This window comes from Actinacidiphila oryziradicis (genome assembly GCF_005047355.1).
In the GTDB taxonomy this organism is placed as follows: Bacteria; Actinomycetota; Actinomycetes; order Streptomycetales; family Streptomycetaceae; genus Actinacidiphila; species Actinacidiphila oryziradicis.
On sequence record NZ_SUMC01000027.1, the window covers coordinates 67808 to 86424 of the forward strand.

At 71.0% G+C, this 18617-nt stretch carries 18 protein-coding genes and 1 pseudogene; 12 read left to right on the forward strand and 7 right to left on the reverse strand.

Annotated features, from left to right (window positions below; translation table 11 throughout):
* Positions 1-34: 34 nt before the first annotated feature.
* Positions 35-1186, reverse strand: a complete 1152-nt coding sequence (locus FCI23_RS26065; protein ID WP_136726366.1) for an acyl-CoA dehydrogenase family protein — start codon at positions 1184-1186, stop codon at positions 35-37.
* A gap of 100 nt (positions 1187-1286) precedes the next feature.
* Between FCI23_RS26065 and FCI23_RS26070 the strand changes: the two genes are divergently transcribed.
* Positions 1287-1868, forward strand: coding sequence for a TetR/AcrR family transcriptional regulator (locus FCI23_RS26070; protein ID WP_136726367.1), 582 nt, complete (start codon positions 1287-1289; stop codon positions 1866-1868).
* Positions 1869-1957: 89 nt separating this feature from the next.
* Here the strand turns inward: FCI23_RS26070 and FCI23_RS26075 are convergent.
* A pseudogene (locus tag FCI23_RS26075) lies at positions 1958-3031 on the reverse strand (IS200/IS605 family accessory protein TnpB-related protein); the annotation flags it as partial.
* A gap of 56 nt (positions 3032-3087) precedes the next feature.
* Here FCI23_RS26075 and FCI23_RS56665 point away from each other — a divergent pair.
* The 7 genes from FCI23_RS56665 to FCI23_RS26100 all read left to right on the forward strand — a co-directional run bounded on the left by FCI23_RS56665 (position 3088) and on the right by FCI23_RS26100 (position 11198).
* Positions 3088-3228, forward strand: coding sequence for a hypothetical protein (locus FCI23_RS56665; RefSeq protein ID WP_169316943.1), 141 nt, complete (start codon positions 3088-3090; stop codon positions 3226-3228).
* A gap of 49 nt (positions 3229-3277) precedes the next feature.
* Complete coding sequence (locus tag FCI23_RS26080) at positions 3278-4456, forward strand: acyl-CoA dehydrogenase family protein (RefSeq protein ID WP_136726368.1); 1179 nt, start codon at positions 3278-3280, stop codon at positions 4454-4456.
* A gap of 219 nt (positions 4457-4675) precedes the next feature.
* The gene (locus FCI23_RS26085) at positions 4676-5578 is read left to right on the forward strand and encodes an oxygenase MpaB family protein (protein ID WP_246143994.1); all 903 of its coding nucleotides are present in this window, start codon (positions 4676-4678) and stop codon (positions 5576-5578) included.
* A gap of 90 nt (positions 5579-5668) precedes the next feature.
* Complete coding sequence (locus tag FCI23_RS26090; RefSeq protein WP_136726369.1) at positions 5669-7840, forward strand: serine/threonine-protein kinase; 2172 nt, start codon at positions 5669-5671, stop codon at positions 7838-7840.
* Between the two features lie 308 nt (positions 7841-8148).
* The gene (locus tag FCI23_RS63885) at positions 8149-8514 is read left to right on the forward strand and encodes a hypothetical protein (RefSeq protein WP_169316944.1); all 366 of its coding nucleotides are present in this window, start codon (positions 8149-8151) and stop codon (positions 8512-8514) included.
* 54 nt (positions 8515-8568) lie between these two features.
* Positions 8569-9672: an NAD(P)H-dependent flavin oxidoreductase gene (locus FCI23_RS26095; RefSeq protein WP_136726370.1), complete on the forward strand. Its 1104-nt coding sequence runs from the start codon at positions 8569-8571 to the stop codon at positions 9670-9672.
* Positions 9669-11198 (forward strand): acyl-CoA synthetase, encoded by a 1530-nt coding sequence (locus tag FCI23_RS26100; protein ID WP_136726371.1) that lies wholly within the window; start codon positions 9669-9671, stop codon positions 11196-11198. Before FCI23_RS26095 ends, FCI23_RS26100 begins: the two co-directional genes overlap by 4 nt.
* 51 nt (positions 11199-11249) lie before the next feature.
* On the opposite strand, the gene FCI23_RS26105 is transcribed toward FCI23_RS26100, so the two are convergent.
* A complete protein-coding gene (locus FCI23_RS26105; RefSeq protein ID WP_136726372.1) occupies positions 11250-11660 on the reverse strand; it encodes a rhodanese-like domain-containing protein in 411 nt (136 codons plus the stop codon).
* Entirely contained in the window at positions 11657-12178 is a 522-nt protein-coding gene (locus FCI23_RS26110; RefSeq protein WP_136726373.1) for a cysteine dioxygenase, read from the reverse strand. The genes FCI23_RS26105 and FCI23_RS26110 overlap by 4 nt, the downstream gene beginning before the upstream one ends.
* Before the next feature lie 204 nt (positions 12179-12382).
* Between FCI23_RS26110 and FCI23_RS26115 the strand changes: the two genes are divergently transcribed.
* Positions 12383-13099, forward strand: a complete 717-nt coding sequence (locus FCI23_RS26115) for an alpha/beta fold hydrolase (protein WP_136726374.1) — start codon at positions 12383-12385, stop codon at positions 13097-13099.
* A gap of 47 nt (positions 13100-13146) precedes the next feature.
* Here the strand turns inward: FCI23_RS26115 and cpt are convergent, their stop codons facing one another.
* Positions 13147-13680 (reverse strand): chloramphenicol phosphotransferase CPT, encoded by a 534-nt coding sequence (gene cpt / locus FCI23_RS26120; protein ID WP_246143995.1) that lies wholly within the window; start codon positions 13678-13680, stop codon positions 13147-13149.
* A gap of 57 nt (positions 13681-13737) precedes the next feature.
* Between cpt and FCI23_RS26125 the strand changes: the two genes are divergently transcribed.
* Positions 13738-14415, forward strand: a complete 678-nt coding sequence (locus FCI23_RS26125; RefSeq protein ID WP_136726376.1) for a hypothetical protein — start codon at positions 13738-13740, stop codon at positions 14413-14415.
* Positions 14416-14417: 2 nt separating this feature from the next.
* The gene (locus FCI23_RS26130; RefSeq protein WP_136726377.1) at positions 14418-15233 is read left to right on the forward strand and encodes an endonuclease/exonuclease/phosphatase family protein; all 816 of its coding nucleotides are present in this window, start codon (positions 14418-14420) and stop codon (positions 15231-15233) included.
* Between the two features lie 33 nt (positions 15234-15266).
* Here the strand turns inward: FCI23_RS26130 and FCI23_RS26135 are convergent, their stop codons facing one another.
* Positions 15267-15914: a phosphotransferase gene (locus tag FCI23_RS26135; protein ID WP_136726378.1), complete on the reverse strand. Its 648-nt coding sequence runs from the start codon at positions 15912-15914 to the stop codon at positions 15267-15269.
* 162 nt (positions 15915-16076) lie between these two features.
* Complete coding sequence (locus FCI23_RS26140) at positions 16077-17702, reverse strand: acyl-CoA synthetase (RefSeq protein WP_136726379.1); 1626 nt, start codon at positions 17700-17702, stop codon at positions 16077-16079.
* 101 nt (positions 17703-17803) lie between these two features.
* Here FCI23_RS26140 and FCI23_RS26145 point away from each other — a divergent pair, with 101 nt between their 5' ends.
* The gene (locus FCI23_RS26145; protein ID WP_136726380.1) at positions 17804-18607 is read left to right on the forward strand and encodes a crotonase/enoyl-CoA hydratase family protein; all 804 of its coding nucleotides are present in this window, start codon (positions 17804-17806) and stop codon (positions 18605-18607) included.
* Positions 18608-18617: the final 10 nt, after the last annotated feature.

The following is an 18617-nucleotide window of genomic DNA, read 5'->3' on the forward strand; positions in this document are numbered from 1 at the left end:
GCCAGGTCGGCCTGTCAAGCTCTCCAGCCGGGCTCTAACGGGTGCTGTCGTCGAGAGAGCGGCTGATGACGAGGCGCTGGATCTGGTTCGTACCCTCGAATATCTGGGTGATTTTCGCTTCCCGCATGTACCGCTCGACCGGGAACTCGCGGGTGTAGCCATAGCCGCCGAGGACCTGGACGGCGTCGGTGGTGACCTTCATGGCCGCGTCGGTGGCCACCAGCTTGGCGATGCTGGCCTGGCGGCTGTACGGCCGCCCGCTGTCGCGCCGCCTGGCGGCATCCACGTAGGTCGCGCGCGCGGACTCCACCGCCGCGGCCATGTCGGCGATCAGGAAACCGAGCCCCTGGTGGTCGATGATGCGCCGGCCGAAGGTGGTGCGCTCGCGGGCATATGCCACCGCCTCGTCGAGCGCGGCCTGGGCGATGCCGACCGCGACGGCCGCTATGCCCAGCCGGCCGGAGTCCAGGGCGCCGAAGGCGATAGACAGGCCCTGTCCCTCCGTCCCGATGAGGCGGTCGTGGGGCAGGAGGGCGCCGTCCCAGTGCGCGGTGGTGGTGGGAACGGCCCGCAGGCCCATCTTGTCTTCCGGCCTGCCGAAGGACAGGCCGTCCATGGCGCCGGGCGTCAGGAAACACGACACGCCGTGGGTGGGGTCGGACCCGGTGCGCGCGAAGAGGGTGTAGAAGTCCGCGCGGCCGCCATTGGTGATCCACGCCTTGGTGCCGGTAATGCGGTAGCCGTCGGCGGTCGGCTCGGCCTTGCAGGTCACGGCGGCCGCGTCCGAGCCCGCCTGGGGCTCGGACAGGCTGTACGCGCCGAGCTGACCGCCGCCGAGCATGCCGGGCAGCCACCGCCCCTGCTGCTCCGGTGTGCCGTGCGCGGCCAGCGCGTAGCAGGACAGGCCGTGCACACTCACGGCGACCGCTACCGCGGCCCATCGGGCGGCCAGCTCCTCCAGTACCTGGAGATACACCTCGTACGGCAGCCCGCCGCCGCCCAGCTCCTCCGGGTAGGGCAGACCGAGCAGCCCGGCGGCGCCGAGGGTGCGGAATATGTCCTCGGGGTACTTCTCGGCCGCCTCGTACTCCGCGGCGCGCGGAGCCAGCTCCTTGTCGGCCAGCTCTCGGGTCAGGGCGAGCAGGTCCTCCGCTTCGGAGGTCGGCAGGATCCGGTCCACAGTCATCGGGGCTCCCAGGTGACAGCGCCAGTAGTACGTTGAACGATACGATCGTACTGCGGAATGACCGCCCTGGCCAAGAATGCCTCTGTGGCAGACTGGTCGGATGACGGCAGCACCCGGGAGAGCAGCGACTGCGAGAAGGACGGAGCTGTTCGACCACCTTGTGGCGCTGCTGCTGTCCGAGGGATTCGCACACCTGACGGTGGATGAGCTGGCGTCACGCCTGCACTGTTCGAAGACGACCCTCTACTCGCTCGCGGGGAGCAGGGAACAGCTCATACGGGCAGCCGTGGTGCATTTCTTCCGTGAGGCCACGCGCCGGGTCGAGGCCTCGACGGCCACTGTCACGGACCCGCGTGACCGCCTCGGGGCGTATCTCCGTGCGGTGGCGGCGGAACTCCAGCCAGCGTCCGCCGCGTTCTATGAGCACCTCGCCGCGTTCCCTCCCGTCCGGGAGGTCTACGAACGCAATACGGAGATCGCGGCGCGGCGGGTGCAGCAGATCATTCGTGAGGGCGTGGAACAAGGCGCGTTCCGCGATGTCCACGCGGCCTTCGTCGCCGATGTCGTCTCATCCGCCATGGTGAGGATCCAGCGGCGCCAGGTCGCCGCGGCCACCGGTCTGCCCGACGCGCAGGCCTATGCCGAACTCGCCACCATGGTGCTGCACGGCATCGCGACCTGACCGGCCGCCCGCGCTTCCGCAAGGCCCGGACAGGACCTGAGGCCCGCTCAACGGCGTCTAGGCGTGCCCTATGAAGGCAGAACCGTTCCTCAACACTGAGCGGGAGTGTGTCCTGGCTCGGTGCGCGCGTCCCGAACGGTGTTGGGTGCGCTGGTTGCCCGCGTTCGCGTACCTGGTGGTGGCACCCGTCGTGCGGGTGGTCCGGTCCGAGGTGGGCGGGTTTCCTCGCGCCCGAGGGCGTCTGGCCGGGCCTGGGCGCTCCGATGCCCGGCACCATCGCTCTGGTGGTGTGGGGGCGGTGGCGTCCGACGCCGGGCCGGATGTCCTTGGGCGCGCCGTCCGATCACGATGCTCGCGCAGTCGTGACCGGTGGTCTGGGGGTGGGTGGCGCGCAGCGGGGTGAGCCAGTGCCGCGCGCCCCAGCGGGAGGTGTACGCCGGATCGACGGCGACGATCGCGATGCCCTGTTCGGCGGCCATGGCGGCCAGGCGGGTGCGTAGTCGGGTGGTGGGGAAGCGGGAGATGAGCTGCCGGAACCGCTTCTTGCGGCCGTGCCTCTCACGGGTCTTTGATTCGGCGAAGTCCAGGTCCTCGACCACGATCGCGCTCACGCCGGTGCGGCGGGCCCAGTGCAGCAGCCGGGTCAGGGCGATGGGGGCGCCCCCGGACGAAGTTTGGGGGAGGATCTGCGCGTCACGGTGATCCGCGCTGCCCGACAGGTCGTAGAAGAACCGGTGGGGTGCGCCGACGGGGTTGCCGTGGACGTCCAGCTGCCAGGCGGCCAGATGATCATCGTTGGCATCCACCCCGGTACAGCCCGCCGCCAGTGCGGCCTCCAGGGAGAGCTGCGGCACCGGCGCGGGCTGCCAGCAGGCGGTCAGGTACCAGCGGTCGCGGTCCGCGTCGTGGCTGATGGTGTAGGCCACGGCCCGGTTGTCGGCGATCCGGTCGGCCCACTGTACGCCCCGGTGTGCGAAGGCCACGGGGGTGGTGAGGGTGTAGCGGACGCGCCCGTCATTGGCCTCGTGGGCCAGGGGGGTAGGCAGTTTGATACTCACCACTCCGTTGTTGGTGACGCGGATGGTCTCGTTCCCGAAGCGCTTCCCGGACTCGCCGTCCGCGCGCAGGAACATCCGCGCCGCCTCCCACCGCCCCCATCGAGCAACAGGCCGGCAAGAAGTTCGGCTACGCCGATGCCCCCGCGCTCACCCCGGCCGAGATGATCGATGTCCTGCGCCCCAGCGACGCCGGATACCAGCGCATGGCTCAGGCGTTCTACGGCCCGCTGGACCAGGCATTCAACTGGGCGAATTTGAGGGATTCGGCGTTGCCTCTTCCGCATTACTGGAACGCGTTCTAGTCTGTGCGCCGTCAAAGCAGGCACCGCAGACCTGACCTCAGGAGGGGCCGTGCACCTGGACTACACCCCCGACCAGCAGCGGCTGCGCGCCGAACTCCGCGCCTACTTCGCCGGACTGGTGCCGGACAACGCCTACTCCCGCCACACCGAACCGGCCGCCCGCAAGCGGTTCTACCGCGACACCATCCGCCGCCTCGGCTCCGACGGCTGGCTCGGCGTCGGCTGGCCCGAGGAGTACGGCGGCCGGGGGCTGTCCCCGATGGAGCAGTTCATCTTTTTCGACGAGGCCGCCCAGGCCGGCGTACCGCTGCCGCTGATGGCGCTCAACACCGTCGGTCCGACGATCATGCAATTCGGCACCGACGAACAAAGGGCGTACTTCCTGCCGAAAATCCTCTCCGGCGAGATCGACTTCGCGATCGGCTATTCCGAGCCGGACGCCGGAACCGACCTGGCCGCGCTGAAAACCCGTGCGGTCCGCGACGGCGACACATACATGGTCAACGGCCAGAAGATCTGGACCACCAACGGCGACACCGCCGACTGGGTCTGGCTCGCCGTCCGTACCGACCCGGGCGCGCCGCCCCACAAGGGCATCAGCATGCTGCTCGTCCCGACCTCCGACCCCGGGTACTCCTGCACCATCATCAACACCCTCGCCTCGCACGACACCACCGCCAGCTATTACGAGGACATCCGGGTACCCGTCACTCGGCGAGTCGGCGAGGAGAACCACGGCTGGCGCCTGATCACCACCCAGCTCAACCACGAACGCGTCACCCTCGCCGCCCACGGCACCATGGCCATCCGCGCCCTCCACGACGTACGGCACTGGGCCGCCGACACCAAACTCGCCGACGGCCGACGGGTCATCGACCTCGGCTGGGTCCGCGGCCGGCTCGCCCGCACCCACGCCCGCCTCGATGCCATGAAGCTGCTCAACTGGCAGATGGTGGACGCGCTCAGCCGCTCCACCCTCACCCCGCAGGACGCCTCCGCAGTCAAGGTCTACGGCTCCGAGGCCCGCCGCGACGCCTACGCCTGGCTCATGGAGATCGCCGGCGCGGCCGGCCCCCTGAAGGAAGGCTCAGCGGGAGCGATACTTCACGGCGAGCTCGAACGCGGCTACCGCAGCGCCGTGATCTTCACCTTCGGCGGCGGCAACAACGAGATCCAGCGCGAGATCATCTCCTGGATCGGCCTCGGCATGCCCCGCGTCCGCCGCTGAGAAGCTGCGACGAGGATTTTTGGTCGGCACAAAAGAATGTCGGCCGCCGAGGGGCGGCGGACACGTTGGAGGCCGTCGAAACCCCGGACCACGTCACGCGTGGGCTGGCGGAAGCCCGGCCCGCAACATGTCAGTTCGACGCGGTGGTATTCCTGTACAAAGGGGGACGGGTGACGGCGACACGCGCAGACCACCCCTTGCCCTCAGGGAGTCCGGGCCGTGGACGCAGCGGTCCGGGGGCGGGCGCGCTGCCGGGTGGCAGCCCGGCCGTCTGGGCTCTTCGGACCCGACTCGGTCACCTGGCAGTTGCACGGCGACCCGGTGATGTGGCTCGCCGGGGTACGGGCGCTGTATCTGCAGGCCCTGCATCCGGCCACCGTCCGGGGCGTCACCCAGAACTCCGACTTCCGGAAGGACGCCTGGGGCCGCCTGCTGCGCACCGCCTCCTTCGTCGGCGCCATCACCTACGGCACGACCCCGGAGGCCGAGCGCGCCGGGGCCAAGGTGCGGGCCATCCACCGCAGGCTGGCCACCACCGACCCCGGCACCGGCGAGCGCCTCCCGGTCGACACGCCCGAGCTGCTGCTGTGGGTGCACTGCGCCGAGATCGACTCCTACCTCGGTACAGCCCGTCGCTCCGGCTACCCCCTGACCGACGCCCAGGCCGACCGCTACGTCGATGAGCAGCGCACCGCCGCCCGCCTTGTCGGCCTCGACCCGGAGTCCGTACCCGCCGACACCGCCCAGCTCGCCGCCTACTTCGAGAAGGTCCGCCCGGAGCTGGCCGCCACCCCCGAGGCCTATGAGGTCGCAGGCTTTCTCCAGGCCCCTCCGGTCCCGCGTCTCCTGCTGCCGGCCCGCGCCGTCGTGTGGCGCCGTGCCGCGGGCCTCGCGTACGCGGCCCTGCCGGCCTTCGCGCACGAGTTGTACGGACGCCCCGCGCCCGCCGCGCCCAGCGTCACCCGGCGGCTGCGCACCACCGGACGCGCGTTGCGCGCCATCCCCCCTTACATACGATGGCAACTCCCGCCCGGCCATATCCTGAAGGCGGTCGGCAGACTGGGCCCGGGAACTCAACCGTCCCGGTACAAGTTGAGGGAACAGGCCTGTCATCCGGCCTGAGGCGCCATCCCGCCCGGCGGCCATCGCGTTCATAATGAGAGGCGAGGAGAGGGCGCGGAGAGGACAGAACGACGGGGGCGGCGGCGCACGATGGCGGCTGGACACAACGGCAGCGGCACTCTGATACAGGGCCGGTACCGGCTGGAGGAGCTGATCGGCCGGGGCGGTATGGGCGAGGTGTGGAAGGCGCTCGACGAATCGCTCGGCCGCAAGGTCGCGGTCAAGTGCCTCAAACCGCTGAGCCTGTCGACGGACACCTCTGTCACCGAAATCCTGCGGGAGCGCTTCCGCCGCGAGGCACGGGTCGCCGCCGCGTTGCAGCACCGGGGCGTGACCGTCGTCCATGACTTCGGGGAGTACGACGGGGTGCTCTTCCTCGTCATGGAGCTCCTCGACGGCCGTAATCTGATGCAAGTCCTGGAGGACACCCGGGGCCATCCACTGCCCGTACCCGATGTCGTGGACATCGCGGAGCAGGTCGGGGCGGCCCTCGCGTACACCCATGCCCAGGGCATCGTGCACCGTGATCTGAAGCCCGCGAACATTGTCCGGCTCACCGACGGCGCCGTGAAGATCTGTGACTTCGGCATCGCCCGGCTCGGCCACGACATCGGCTTCACCTCCCGTCTGACCGGCACCGGCATTGCCATGGGCACCCCGCACTACATGTCGCCCGAGCAGATCGGCGGCACCGAGACCGACCATCGCAGCGATCTGTACTCGCTGGGCTGCGTCCTGTACGAGATCGCCACCGGCGTCCCGCCGTTCGACCTGGACGACGCCTGGTCGGTGCTGGTCGGCCACCGCGACACGCCGCCCGTCCCGCCACGTGCCCAGCGCCCCGAGTTGCCGGAGGAGCTGGAGCGGCTGATCCTCGACCTGCTCGCCAAGGACCCCGACGACCGGCCTCAGGACGCCGCCGACGTCGGCGGTCGGCTCAAGGCTCTGCGCGGCGCCGCCGAAGGCCCGACGCGCCCCGTTGCGGTGGCCACCCGGGAACTGCCCTCCTGGGCACGGGGCGTGGCCCACGCCACCCGCTCCCTGCGGCCCGCCAACCAGCTCCACCACCCGTACCAGCCGCCTGAGCTCACCGGCGCCTGGTCCACCAGGCCCAGCCAGTATCCCGAGCGCCTCGGCGTCCTCGCCGGCCGGCACAGCGCGGGCATCAGCCTCGGGCGGCTCGGCCGCTGGCAGGAGGCGCTGGACACCCACCGGACGGTGGCCGCCGAACGCGAGCAGCTGCTCGGCGCCGATCACCCGGACACTCTCACCAGCCAGTACGAAGCCGGGTTCTGTCTCAACTGCCTCGGCCGCCCCGAGGAAGCGCTGCGCGCCTACGAGCACGTGTCCGCCGCCCGGCAGCGCCTGCTCGGGCCCGACCATCCCGACACCCTCGCCGCCCGGCAGGAGGCCGCGTACGTCCTTGGCCGGCTCGGCCGCCACCTGGAGGCCCACCAGGGCTACTCCTCCGTGCTCGCCGCCCGAGAGCGCACCATCGGCCCCGAGCACCCCGACACTCTGCGCTGCCGCCACAACCTGGCTTTCAACCTCGGGCGGCTCGGCCGGCTCGAGGAGTCATACGCCATGGCCGCCGATGTCGCCGCCGCCCGCACCCGTGTGCTCGGCCCGGCCCACCCCGACACCCTTGTCACGCGCTGCGAGGTCGGCTATCTCCTCGGCCGGCTGGCCCGGTGGGACGCCGCTCTTGAGACGTACGTCCAGGTCGCCGCCGTGCGCGCCGAAGCCCTCGGCCCCGAGCACCCCGACACCCTCGCCGCGCGCTACGAGGCGGGCATCAGCCTGGGCCGCCTAGGCCGCAGTGCGGACGCCTTGGAGCTCTACCGCGCTCTCGTCGCCGCCCGCACCCGCACCTCGGGCGCCGGTGACCCGGAGACCCTCCGCGCCCGGCACGGCCTGGGCGTCAACCTCGGCCGCCTCGGCCGCTGGGAGGAGGCGCTCACCGAGGCCCGCGATGTCGCCGCCATCCGTGAGCGGGTCCTCGGGCCCGATCATCCCGACACTCTCACCAGCAAGCGTGAGATGGCCGTCGGTTTCGGCTGGCTCGGCCGCTGGTCCACCGCCCTCTCGGTCTACCGCGAGGTGGCCGAAGGCCGTGAGCGGGTCCTCGGGGCCGCCCACCCCGACACCCTCACCAGCCGCAATGACGAGGCCCACTGCCTTGAGCAGCTCGGGCGCGCCGTGGAGGCACTGACGCTGTACCGGAGCGTGGCGGCACAGCAGAACGGCCTGCGGCCGCTCTGACTGGTGTCCGGGGCGGTCCTCCCGGCCTGGTCTTCGCTGATTTGTGCCGGTCGGGGGCCGCCGCCGTGCTCGGCTCCGGCGCGGTGACGCCGTGGCCGCACCAGCACCAGCGGGAGGCGATCGAGATTGCCCGGCACCGGCGCGAGCGCTGGACTGACCGTGGAGAGCGGATCGGGCAAGGGCCTGGCCCGCATCGTGCCGCTCGCGGACCGCCTGCTGCGGTCAACCCCTGGGCGGACAAAGCGGGGTTCAAGGAACTGGGCCGGGTCAATTCCTCGGCCGCGCCGAACAGTCCGTAGCCGAGCTTTTTGACCTCGCTGTCAGCCGCGCGCTGGCCGGCCTCGCCGATCCCCGTGGCGGTCGAGGCCCACCGCGCCAAGCTCGAAGCGATTGCCGCGGCTCGGACCCGTGGCTCGATCAGCCGCCGTATCGAGCTCGCCGACCTCATGGCCGCGCTCCTGGGGCTGGTCACCGCCTGGGCCAATGCCTCCCCGGCCCTCGAATACCTCGCACCCCGGCCGTTGTCCCCGGCCGCCACCAGGCCTTCCACGCCACCATGGTCACGGCGGTACAGGCATTCACCGCACTCTGACCCTGACCGAGGCCCCCGCGGCCCGGCCCGCCGGAAGGTGGTCGCGCCGGCCGGGCACCGCCGCGTCGCGCAAAAAATCTGACGCGACGTCAGAAAATCTCTTCCCCCCGCAAGCGGCCTGCGGCATCCTGCCCCCATGGAGACTCCGCTGAGCAAGCGCCTTGGCATCGAGCACGCCATCTTCGGCTTCACGCCGTTTCCCGCCGTGGCGGCGGCCATCAGCCGCGCCGGGGGCATGGGGGTGCTCGGCGCCGTGCGCTACACCGCGGCTGACGAACTCGCGCGCGGCCTGGACTGGATGGAGGCCCATACCGAGGGCCGCCCGTACGGCCTCGACGTCGTCATGCCGGCCAAGAAGGTCGAGGGCGTCACGGAGGCCGATATCGAGGCCATGATCCCGCCGGGACACCGGCAGTTCGTCCAGGAGGTGCTCGCGAAGCACGGCGTGCCCGAGCTCGGACCGGACGACGCCAACGGCTGGCGGATCACCGGCTGGATGGAGCAGGTCGCCCGCTCCCAGCTGGACGTCGCCTTCGACTACCCGATCCGCCTGCTGGCCAACGCCCTCGGATCCCCGCCCGCCGATGTCGTGGAGCGCGCCCACCGCCATGGCATCCCCGTCGCCGCCCTGGCCGGGAGCGCCCGCCACGCCAGGCACCACCAGGACGCCGGAATCGACATCGTCGTCGCCCAGGGGTACGAAGCCGGCGGCCACACCGGCGAGATCACCAGCATGGTGCTCGTGCCCGAGGTCGTCAGGGCCGTGGACCCGCTGCCGGTGCTCGCCGCGGGCGGCATCGGCACCGGTGAGCAGGCGGCGGCCGGATTCGCGCTCGGCGCCCAGGGCGTGTGGCTCGGCTCGGTCTGGCTCACCACGGCCGAGGCCGAACTGCCCTCGCCCGTGCTCATCGACAAGCTGCTCGCCGCCGGGTCCGGGGACACAGTCCGCTCCCGGGCGCTCACCGGCAAACCCGCCCGCCAACTGCGCACGGAGTGGACCGACGCCTGGGAGGACCCGGCGGGCCCCGGCCCGCTCCCGATGCCCCTGCAAGGACTGCTGGTCGCCGACGCCATCACCCGCATCCAGCGCTACGAGGTCACCCCGCTGCTCGGCACCCCGGTCGGCCAGATCGTCGGCCAGATGAACGAACGGCTCACCGTCCAGGCCGTGTTCGACGAACTCACCAGCGGCTTCGAGCAGGCCATCGACCGCATCAACCGCATCGCGGGGCGCTCATGAGCACCGTCAACGGCTTCTGGGCCCAGGCCGCCCTCGACCCCGACCGGATCGTCCTGGTCGCCCCCGACGGCGAGGAATGGACAGCCGCCCGGCTGCACGCCGCCTGCAACCAACTCGTCCACGGCCTGCGCGAGGCCGGCCTCGAACCCGGGGACGCGTTCGCCGTCGTCCTTCCGAACGGGGTCGAGTTCTTCACCGCCTATCTCGCGGCGATGCAGGCCGGGTTCTACTTCGTACCCGTCAACCACCACCTCATAGGGCCCGAGATCGCCTGGATCGTCGAGGATTCCGGTGCGAAGGTCCTCATCGCCCACGAGCGGTACGCGAGGCAGTCGGTCGCGGTCGCCGCGCCGCAGCGGTACGCCGTCGGCGAGGTGCCCGGTTTCCAGCCGTACGCCGCCCTCCTGGAAGGCCGTCCGGCGGATCCGCCCGGCGCCCGCACCGGCGGCGCGATCATGAACTACACCTCAGGCACCACCGGCCGCCCGCGTGGCATCCGCCGCCCGCTCTCCGGCAGGCCACCGGAGGAGTCCTATCTCGGCGGCTTCCTCGGCTTCTTCGGCATCAAGCCGTACGACGACAACGTGCACCTGGTCTGTTCGCCGCTCTACCACACCGCCGTACTCCAGTTCGCGGGCGCCGCCCTGCACATCGGCCACCGTGTCGTCCTCATGGACAAATGGACTCCGGAGGAGATGCTCCGCGCCATCGACCGGCAGCGCTGCACCCACACCCACATGGTCCCGACCCAGTTCCACCGTCTCCTCGCCCTCCCCGACGAGGTCAAACAGCGCTACGACGTCTCCGCGATGCGCCATGCCATCCACGGCGCCGCCCCCTGTCCCGAGCACATCAAACGCGCCATGCTCGACTGGTGGGGACCCTGCGTGGAGGAGTACTACGCCGCCAGCGAGGGCGGCGGAACCTACGCCCCAGCCGCGGAGTGGCTCAAGAAGCCGGGAACGGTCGGCCGGCCGTGGCCGATCAGCGAGATCGCCATCTACGACGACGAAAAGAACCGGTTGCCCGCCGGAGAACTCGGCACCGTCTACATCAAGATGAACACCGGCGCCTTCGCCTACCACAAGGACGAGAGCAAGACCCGCTCCAACCGCATCGGCGACTTCTTCACCGTCGGCGACCTCGGCTACCTCGACGATGACGGTTACCTCTACCTCCGTGACCGCAAGATCGACATGATCATCTCCGGCGGCGTCAACATCTACCCCGCCGAGATCGAGGCGGCCCTCCTCACCCACCCCGCTGTCGCCGACGCCGCCGCGTTCGGCGTGCCGCACGACGACTGGGGGGAGGAGGTGAAAGCCGTCATCGAGCCCGCGTCGAGTCACTGGCCCGGCCCCGCGCTCGCCGCCGAGATCCTGGCCCACTGCGAGCAGCACCTCGCTGCCTACAAACGCCCCAAAACCATCGACTTCATCGCGGAGATGCCCCGCGACCCCAACGGCAAGCTCTACAAACGACGGCTGCGCGCCCCGTACTGGGAAGGCCGTGACCGTACGCTCTAGGAGGAGGTGTCCGGGGCCCAGCCCCACCCTGGGCGCGGCTGGGGACTGCCCTCAACCACCGGACCGGCCGGCCTGACCCGCGGCCGGCAGCCCCGCCTCCCGCCACGCGCGGAAACCGCCGTCCAGGTCCGCTGCCCGGTGCAGGCCGATGTCCCGCAGCGCGGCCGCCGCCAGGCTGGAGGCATAACCCTCCTGGCACGCCACGATCCAGCGCACACCGTGCCCGGTCGCCTCGGGAATCCGGGCGTCACTCGCCGGGTCGAGCCGCCACTCCAGCACATTCCGCTCGATGACCAGCACGTCCAGCGAGTCCGCGAATTCGCCCTCGGCCGCCCGCTGTGCCGCCGGACGGATGTCCACCAGCCGGGCGTCGCCGGCGGCCAGCGCTTCCGCCGTCTCCAGCGGGCCCAGCCGGTCGATCCGCGCCCGGGTCCGTAGCAGCAGCTGCTCGATTCCACTCATCGGACGACCTCCAGTGCGGGTTCCGGCTCGTCGGTCAGTACGGAGCGGGTACGGCGCAGCGCGCCCGCCTCGTCCACGGCGTAGTACGACATGGCGGTCAGCGGCGGTGAATAGGCGTGCACACTGACGGCCGGCTCCTCGTGCACGTTCACGACATCATGCACATGCCCGAGCGGGAAGCCCGCCCCCCGGCCGGCGGCCAGCTCCCGGCCCACCATGCGGCCGCCGCCCGGCTCGTCGTAGGCCCAGCGGTGCTCGGTCAGTGTGCCGCGCACGACGGTGAGGGCGCCGAGGGAGCCCGCGTGGTCGTGCAGTTCGGTGGAGGTGTCGCGGGGCCAGCTGATCAGCCACACATCGACATACGGGTCGCAGAGCAGCCGCCGGTACCAGCGCCGCTCAGCATCATGGGTGACGGGGTGGGTGCCGCTCCCGACGGCGGCGGCGTAGCCGCGTACGAGCGCGCGCAACTGAGGGAGGACGAGCGGGGTGGGACCGCCCGCCCGATACGGCAGGGCCATGTGAGGCACTCCAGAGCAGCACAAAGGTGGTCGGGGGATCGGCTGGTCAGCCCCGACGACAGCTCTGGTCGAAATGATGCGCACGACGCCCCGGCCACAACGGCCCCAGGTTGAAGAAGTTCGTACGCATGGCTCTATGAAAGCACATGGACGCCGTGGGCGAACATGCGTCACAGCCCGCGACCGGCTGTATAGCGTCACCACATGAGTGATCTCCGTACGGTCGAGGTGGACGGACTACGGCTTGGTTACGAAACCTGGGGCGCCCCCGGCGCCCCGCCGCTCGTACTGCTGCACGCACTCGGCGAGGATAGCTCCGACTGGCGCGCGATCGCCCCCGCCCTGGCGGACCGGTACCGCGTCTACGCTCTGGACCTGCGCGGTCACGGACGCAGCGACCACCCCGGCACGTACTCCTACGAGCTGCTCAGCGACGACGTCCTGGCCTTCCTGGACGTCCTCGGCCTGGACCGCATCGTCCTGGTCGGGCACTCACTGGGCGCCTTCATCGCGTCGCTCGTCGCGCAGGAACAGCCGCGGATCCTGGACCGGCTGATCCTCGAAGAGGGCCCGGTGATGTCCCCCGCGGACCCACCGCGTCCGGTGCCCGGCGGTCCCGGGGGGCCGACGCCGTACGACTGGAGGCTGCTCCCCGCGATCGCCGCCCAGCGCAACGCTCCCGATCCGGCCCTGTGGGAGCGGCTGGTGGCGATCACCGCGCCGACTCTCGTCATCGCCGGCGGACCCGCCAGCCACTTGCCGCAGGAGGAGCTTGCCGAGGTCGCGGACCGGATCCCCGGCGCCCGGTTGGTCACGATCGACGCGGGCCATCTCGTCCACGCCGTCCGCCCAGCTGGCTTCCTGGCCGAGGTCGACGCCTTCCTCGCCCAGCCGGGGAACGGCCGGAGGGGCACGGAATGAGCCGTGGGGGAGGGCCGCCGCAGCGCCACGCCCCGTGCCTGCCGCCGTCATCCGACGCTTGCGGCGATGACGCGCGCGCAGGCAAGGGACTCCGCACAGGTTGTGTCCACCTCGACGTCGTACGTCACGCCCTTGTGGACCAGTTCCGCCTGCGACTCGGCCATCCCGGCCACCCGGTCGCCCCGCGCGATCTCCCGTCCCGCCGCGACCGGCCCGTCGCAGCGGACTGCGACCCAGAGCACTTCCAGCCCGTCCAGCGCTTCGCGCCACCGCCGCTGCGACACCGGGCCGCCGAGAAACACCTCGTCCACGATCACCCGTGCCCCGGCGCGGGCCATCGCGGCGATTCCCCGGGCCCAGGCCTCGTCCAGCGCCCGGAAGGCCCGGCCGGTCCTCACCTCGCCGTTCGGGCCGAACTCGATTCCGGCGTCGGAGGCCCGCATCGCGGCGGGCATCGCGCCGATCAGCGTATCGACCCCGAATGTCAGCCACGGATCCGGAAGTACGGCCTGAAGGCAGCGTGCGATGCCGGACTTGCCGGAGCTGGAGCCACCATTGAGCACGATCACTTGAGCAGTCACCGGGCCAGGGTAGTAATGCGGTTGACTATGCGCCCACGCATCGCGACTGTGACGGCCATGACTCATGACATCGCACGCCATCTGTGGCGGGCCGGCCAGTGGGACGCCGCCCTGCGGCAGCTCCCGGACGACCCGGCCGGCGCAACGCTACGGGCCGAGATGGTCGTCGACCGGCACCTGTGGCGGCTGGATCCGCCCGACGAGGCGGTTGCCGCGATCAAGGCGATCGAGTGTGACGAGCCGGAGCGGGCGGCCTTGCTCACCGCCCAGCTCGAATACTGGCGGCAATTCCTGAGCCTGGGCGGCACACCGCTGGGCGGCGACCCGGTGGCGGCGTTCGCCGCCCTGGCCGGCCACGACCCGCTCGCCGGCTGGGCCGTCTTCTGGCACGCAGTCACCCTGGACAACCTCCGCCATGACGCGGAGGGGGCTGCCGCCGGTTATGAGCGGGCGCGGACGCTCGCGGTCGCCGCGGACGATCTCCTGCTGGAGTCCTACGCTGTGCGCCACCTCGGCGGCCAGGCGGTCCAGAACGGCGACGCCGCGCCCGGCCTGGCGCTGCTCCGGCGCTCCCTGCATCTGCGCGCGGCGATCGGCGCACGCCCCCACACCGCCGCCGCCCAGGCGGCCCTCGCCGATGCGCTCGGCGAGGTGCCGGAGGCCGCCGGACTGCGGGCGATCGCCGCGGCGACGGCGCAGGAACTCGGTCTGACCTGGCTCAAGGCGGACGCCTAGGCATGCGGGTGCTGACATGGAACCTGTGGTGGCGGTTCGGGCCGTGGCAGGAGCGGCGCAAGGCGATCCTCGCCGTACTGCGTGAGATGCGGCCCGATGTGTGCGGACTCCAGGAGGTGTGGGCACAGGGCGGCGAGAACCTGGCGGAGTGGCTCGCGGACGAGCTCGGAATGCACTGGACATGGGCCGCGTCCGACCGGCCGGGGAGGTGGCAGCAGCGGATCGGGGACCCGACGGTGGACATCGGGAACGCCGTACTGAGCCGCTGGCCGATCGTCGGCAGGGATGTCGAGCGACTGCCGGTGAACGGCGGCCAGGACGACGGTCGGATGGCCCTCTTCGCGCTGCTGGACGCGCCGGGGCAGCAGGTGCCGTTCTTCACGGCGCATCTCAACTCCAGGGGGCACGAGTCGGCCGTGCGATGCGGACAGGTCGGGGCACTGGCCCGGTTCGTGGCCTCGCGGCGTGGGGATACGGCGTATCCGCCCGTACTCACCGGGGACTTCAACGCCGAGCCGGACGCCGACGAGATGCGGTTGATCGGCGGCCACAAGACAGCACCCCTCGTTCCCGGGCAGGTTCTCCACGACGTGTGGCGCTTCGCCGACCCGCTGCTGCCGTCCGGCACATGGGATGTGACCGAGTCCGACACCCCGGGTATCTACGAACCCAACGCCCGGATCGACTACATCCTCGTCGGCCTCCCCGGCCCTGGCGGGCTCGGCCAGGTCCGTGCCGTACGGCGTGCGGGTGATGCCCGGGTCGGCGGAGTCTGGCCGTCGGACCACGCGGCGGTTGTCGCGGACCTGGCGCTGTGACAGGGCGGGCTGATGACGGCGGCTGACGACGCGCTACCGGGTGGTCATCCGACGCAGCCGCCCGGCTTCGGCGGGCAGCAGGTTGGGGTCGGCGAGCCGGGCGGCGACGGCATCGGCGAGTCGCGGGGCAGGGTCGGTACGGCAGGCGGTGAGGAATCCGCGCAGCAGGGCGCGGAGGATCGTGCGTCCGAGGGGACCCGGCGGCTGGGCACCGCGCAGGATGACCACGGTCAGCGCGGTGTCTGCCGCGGGGTCGCCCGCGGCGGCGTTGCGCCAGTCGATGACCACCGGGCCGTTGGCGGTGACGATGACGTTCTCCGGGTGGAGGTCCAGGTGGAGCAGTCGGTCGTCGTGGCCGGTGCTGAAACGCCGCGGGAGCCAGTCGGGCGCGGCGAGGGCGTGCAGGGAGTCGTGCAGACCGGCCAGTACCCGGCCGTAGGAGTAGGCGCGCCACGGCCTGCGGCGGAGGGCCTGGACCATGGTGGGGCCGTGCAGACGGTCCATCACCATGTCGGTCTCGGTGGTGTCGTAGACGCGCGGTACGGGGTAGCCGTGATCGGCGAGGTGTGCCATGAGCCGTGCCTCTTGGCCGGTCGGGCCGCCGTGTCGGTAGCGCCGAAGCACCCGGGAGCCGTCCAGGGCGTAGATGTCGGCATCACGGCCCGATCCGATCAGCTCCATGGAGGCGCACGATACCCCGGCTCCAGGGGGTGGTGGAATCCCTGCGGCTCCGAGCGGGGATTCCGCCTGGGCCGGGGCCGCGGACGTCCCGAAGCCCCGGCCCAGCGCCCGGACCTGCGAGGACTCGGTACGCTGGGCCGGCTCCTTGCCGCAGGTGTGCGGTCAGGACGGCTGCCCGGCGGCGACCGCCCCCGCCCAGCGGTAGTCGGCCTTGCCGCTGGGCGAGCGTTCTATGTGCCCGACGACGACCAGTCCGCGCGGGATCTTGTAGCCGGCGAGACGTGCCCGGCAGTGGGTCTGGATCTGTTCCAGGGTGGGCGCCGCCACGCCGTCCCTGAGCTGGACGACGGCCGATACGCGGCTGCCCCACTTCTCGTCCGGGACGCCCGCGACCAGGGCGTCGTACACATCGGGATGGGCCTTGAGCGCTTCCTCGACCTCCTCCGGGTAGACCTTCTCGCCGCCGGTGTTGATGCACTGGGAGCCGCGGCCGAGGACGGTGACCACGCCGTCCTCGTCGGCGGTCGCCATGTCGCCGAGCAGCACGTACCGTTCGCCGCCGGACTCGAAGAAGGTCTCGGCGGTCTTGCCCGGGTCGTTGTAGTACCCGAGCGGCACGTGGCCGCGCAGCGCTATGCGGCCCGGGACGCCGGCCGGGACGGGGGCCAGGGTGGCCGGGTCGACCACCGAGATCCCTCGGCCGAACTGGACCCGGAAACCCTTTTGCGGGCCGGAGTCGGCGGTGGCGGTGCCGTTGAAGCCGGATTCCGAGGAGCCGAAGTTGTTGAGGATCATGACGCCGGGCACCAGCGCCTGGAACTGGTCGCGGACGGTCCGCGACATGATCGCGCCGGAGCTGGAGATGGTGAACAGGGATGAGCAGTCCGTCCCCTTGAGCGGGCCGGTCAGGGCGTCCGTGAGCGGCCGCAGCATGGCGTCGCCGACCAGCGAGATGCTGCTCACCCTCTCACGCCCGACGGTACGGAGCACCTCCTGCGGTACGAACTTGCGGTGGATGACGACCTTCTGCCCGAAGTGGAAGCCAATGAAGGCGGTCAGGGTGGAGGTGCCGTGCATCAGCGGCGCCGTCGGGAAGAACACCAGGCCGTCGCCGCCCGCCGCGACCCGTTCGGCGAGCTCCTCGGGCCGCTTCACCGGCTCTCCGGTGGGCGCGCCGCCGCCCATGCCGGAGAAGAACAGGTCCTCCTGGCGCCACAGGACACCCTTGGGCATACCGGTGGTGCCGCCGGTGTAGATGATGAACCGGTCGTCGGCGGAGCGTGGTCCGAAATCCCGCTCCGGTGATCCGGACGCCTCGGCTTCGTTGAACGGCACCGGTGTGATGGCCGGTTCGGGAGTGTCCTCGGGCGGTGTGCCGACGCGGATGAGGTTCCGTAGCGTCCCCGTACGGGGAACGGCGGAGGCGACACGCCCGGTGAACTCGGCGTCGTACACCAGTGTCGTGAGATCCGCGTCACGGTAGAGGTAGGCCAGTTCATCCTCCACATAGCGGTAGTTGACGTTCACCGGCACGGCGCGGATCTTCAGACACGCCAGCGCGGCCTGCAGGTACTCGACGCAGTTGTACAGGTGCAGCCCCACATGATGCCCCGGCCCGGTGCCATGAGCGGCCAGGTGGTGGGCGAGGCGGTTCGCGGCGGCGTCCAGCTCGCGATACGTCAACCGGCGCTCGGCACCGGTGCCCGGGTGCTCGATGTAGACCAGCGCCTCCCGGTCCGGGACGGTGTCGACGATCGACTCGAAGAGGTCGGCAAGGTTGTACTCCACGGCTCCTCCTACCCCGGTAAATCTGACTGGTAGTCAGAAAAGTATTGAACTTGACCTGCGCTTACTGCAACCTGTTCTACGTCTGCTGACGGGAGGACCTGATGGGCGGCACCGAACACCTCACGGCGGAACAGGTAGGCGCGACCCTCGTACTGACGCTCAACCGGCCCGAGGCCAAGAACGCACTGTCCCTGCCCATGCTCGTCGGCCTCCATGACGGCTGGGCCGCGGCTGACTCCGACGACACCATCCGCTCCGTCGTCCTCACCGGCGCCGGCGGCACCTTCTGCTCCGGCATGGACCTCAAGGCCCTCGCCGACGACGGCCGGCTGTCCGGCGAGCACTACCGCGACCGCCTCAGGGCCGACCCCGATCTGCACTGGAAGGCGATGCTCCGCCACCACCGGCCCCGCAAACCGGTGATCGCCGCCGTCGAGGGCCACTGCGTGGCGGGCGGCACCGAGATCCTCCAGGGCACCGACATCCGCGTCGCGGGCGAGGGCGCAGTCTTCGGGCTCTACGAAGTCCGCCGCGGGCTCTTCCCCATCGGCGGCTCCACCGTCCGGCTCGCCCGCCAGATCGCGCGCACCCACGCTCTGGAAATGCTGCTCACCGGCCGCCCCTACAGCGCCGCAGAGGCGGAGCGCATCGGTCTTGTCGGGCGTGTCGTCCCCGACGGAACGGCCCTGGAGAAGGCCCTGGAGATCGCGGAACTCATCAACGCCAACGGCCCGCTGGCCGTCGAAGCCGTCAAAGCCTCCGTCTATGAGACCGCCGAACTAACCGAAACGGAGGGTCTCAAGCTCGAACTCGAACGCGGCTGGCCGATCTTCGCCACGGCCGACGCGAAGGAAGGCGCCCGCGCGTTCGCGGAGAAGCGCAAGCCCGTCTACCGGCGCGCCTGAGAAGGAGCCC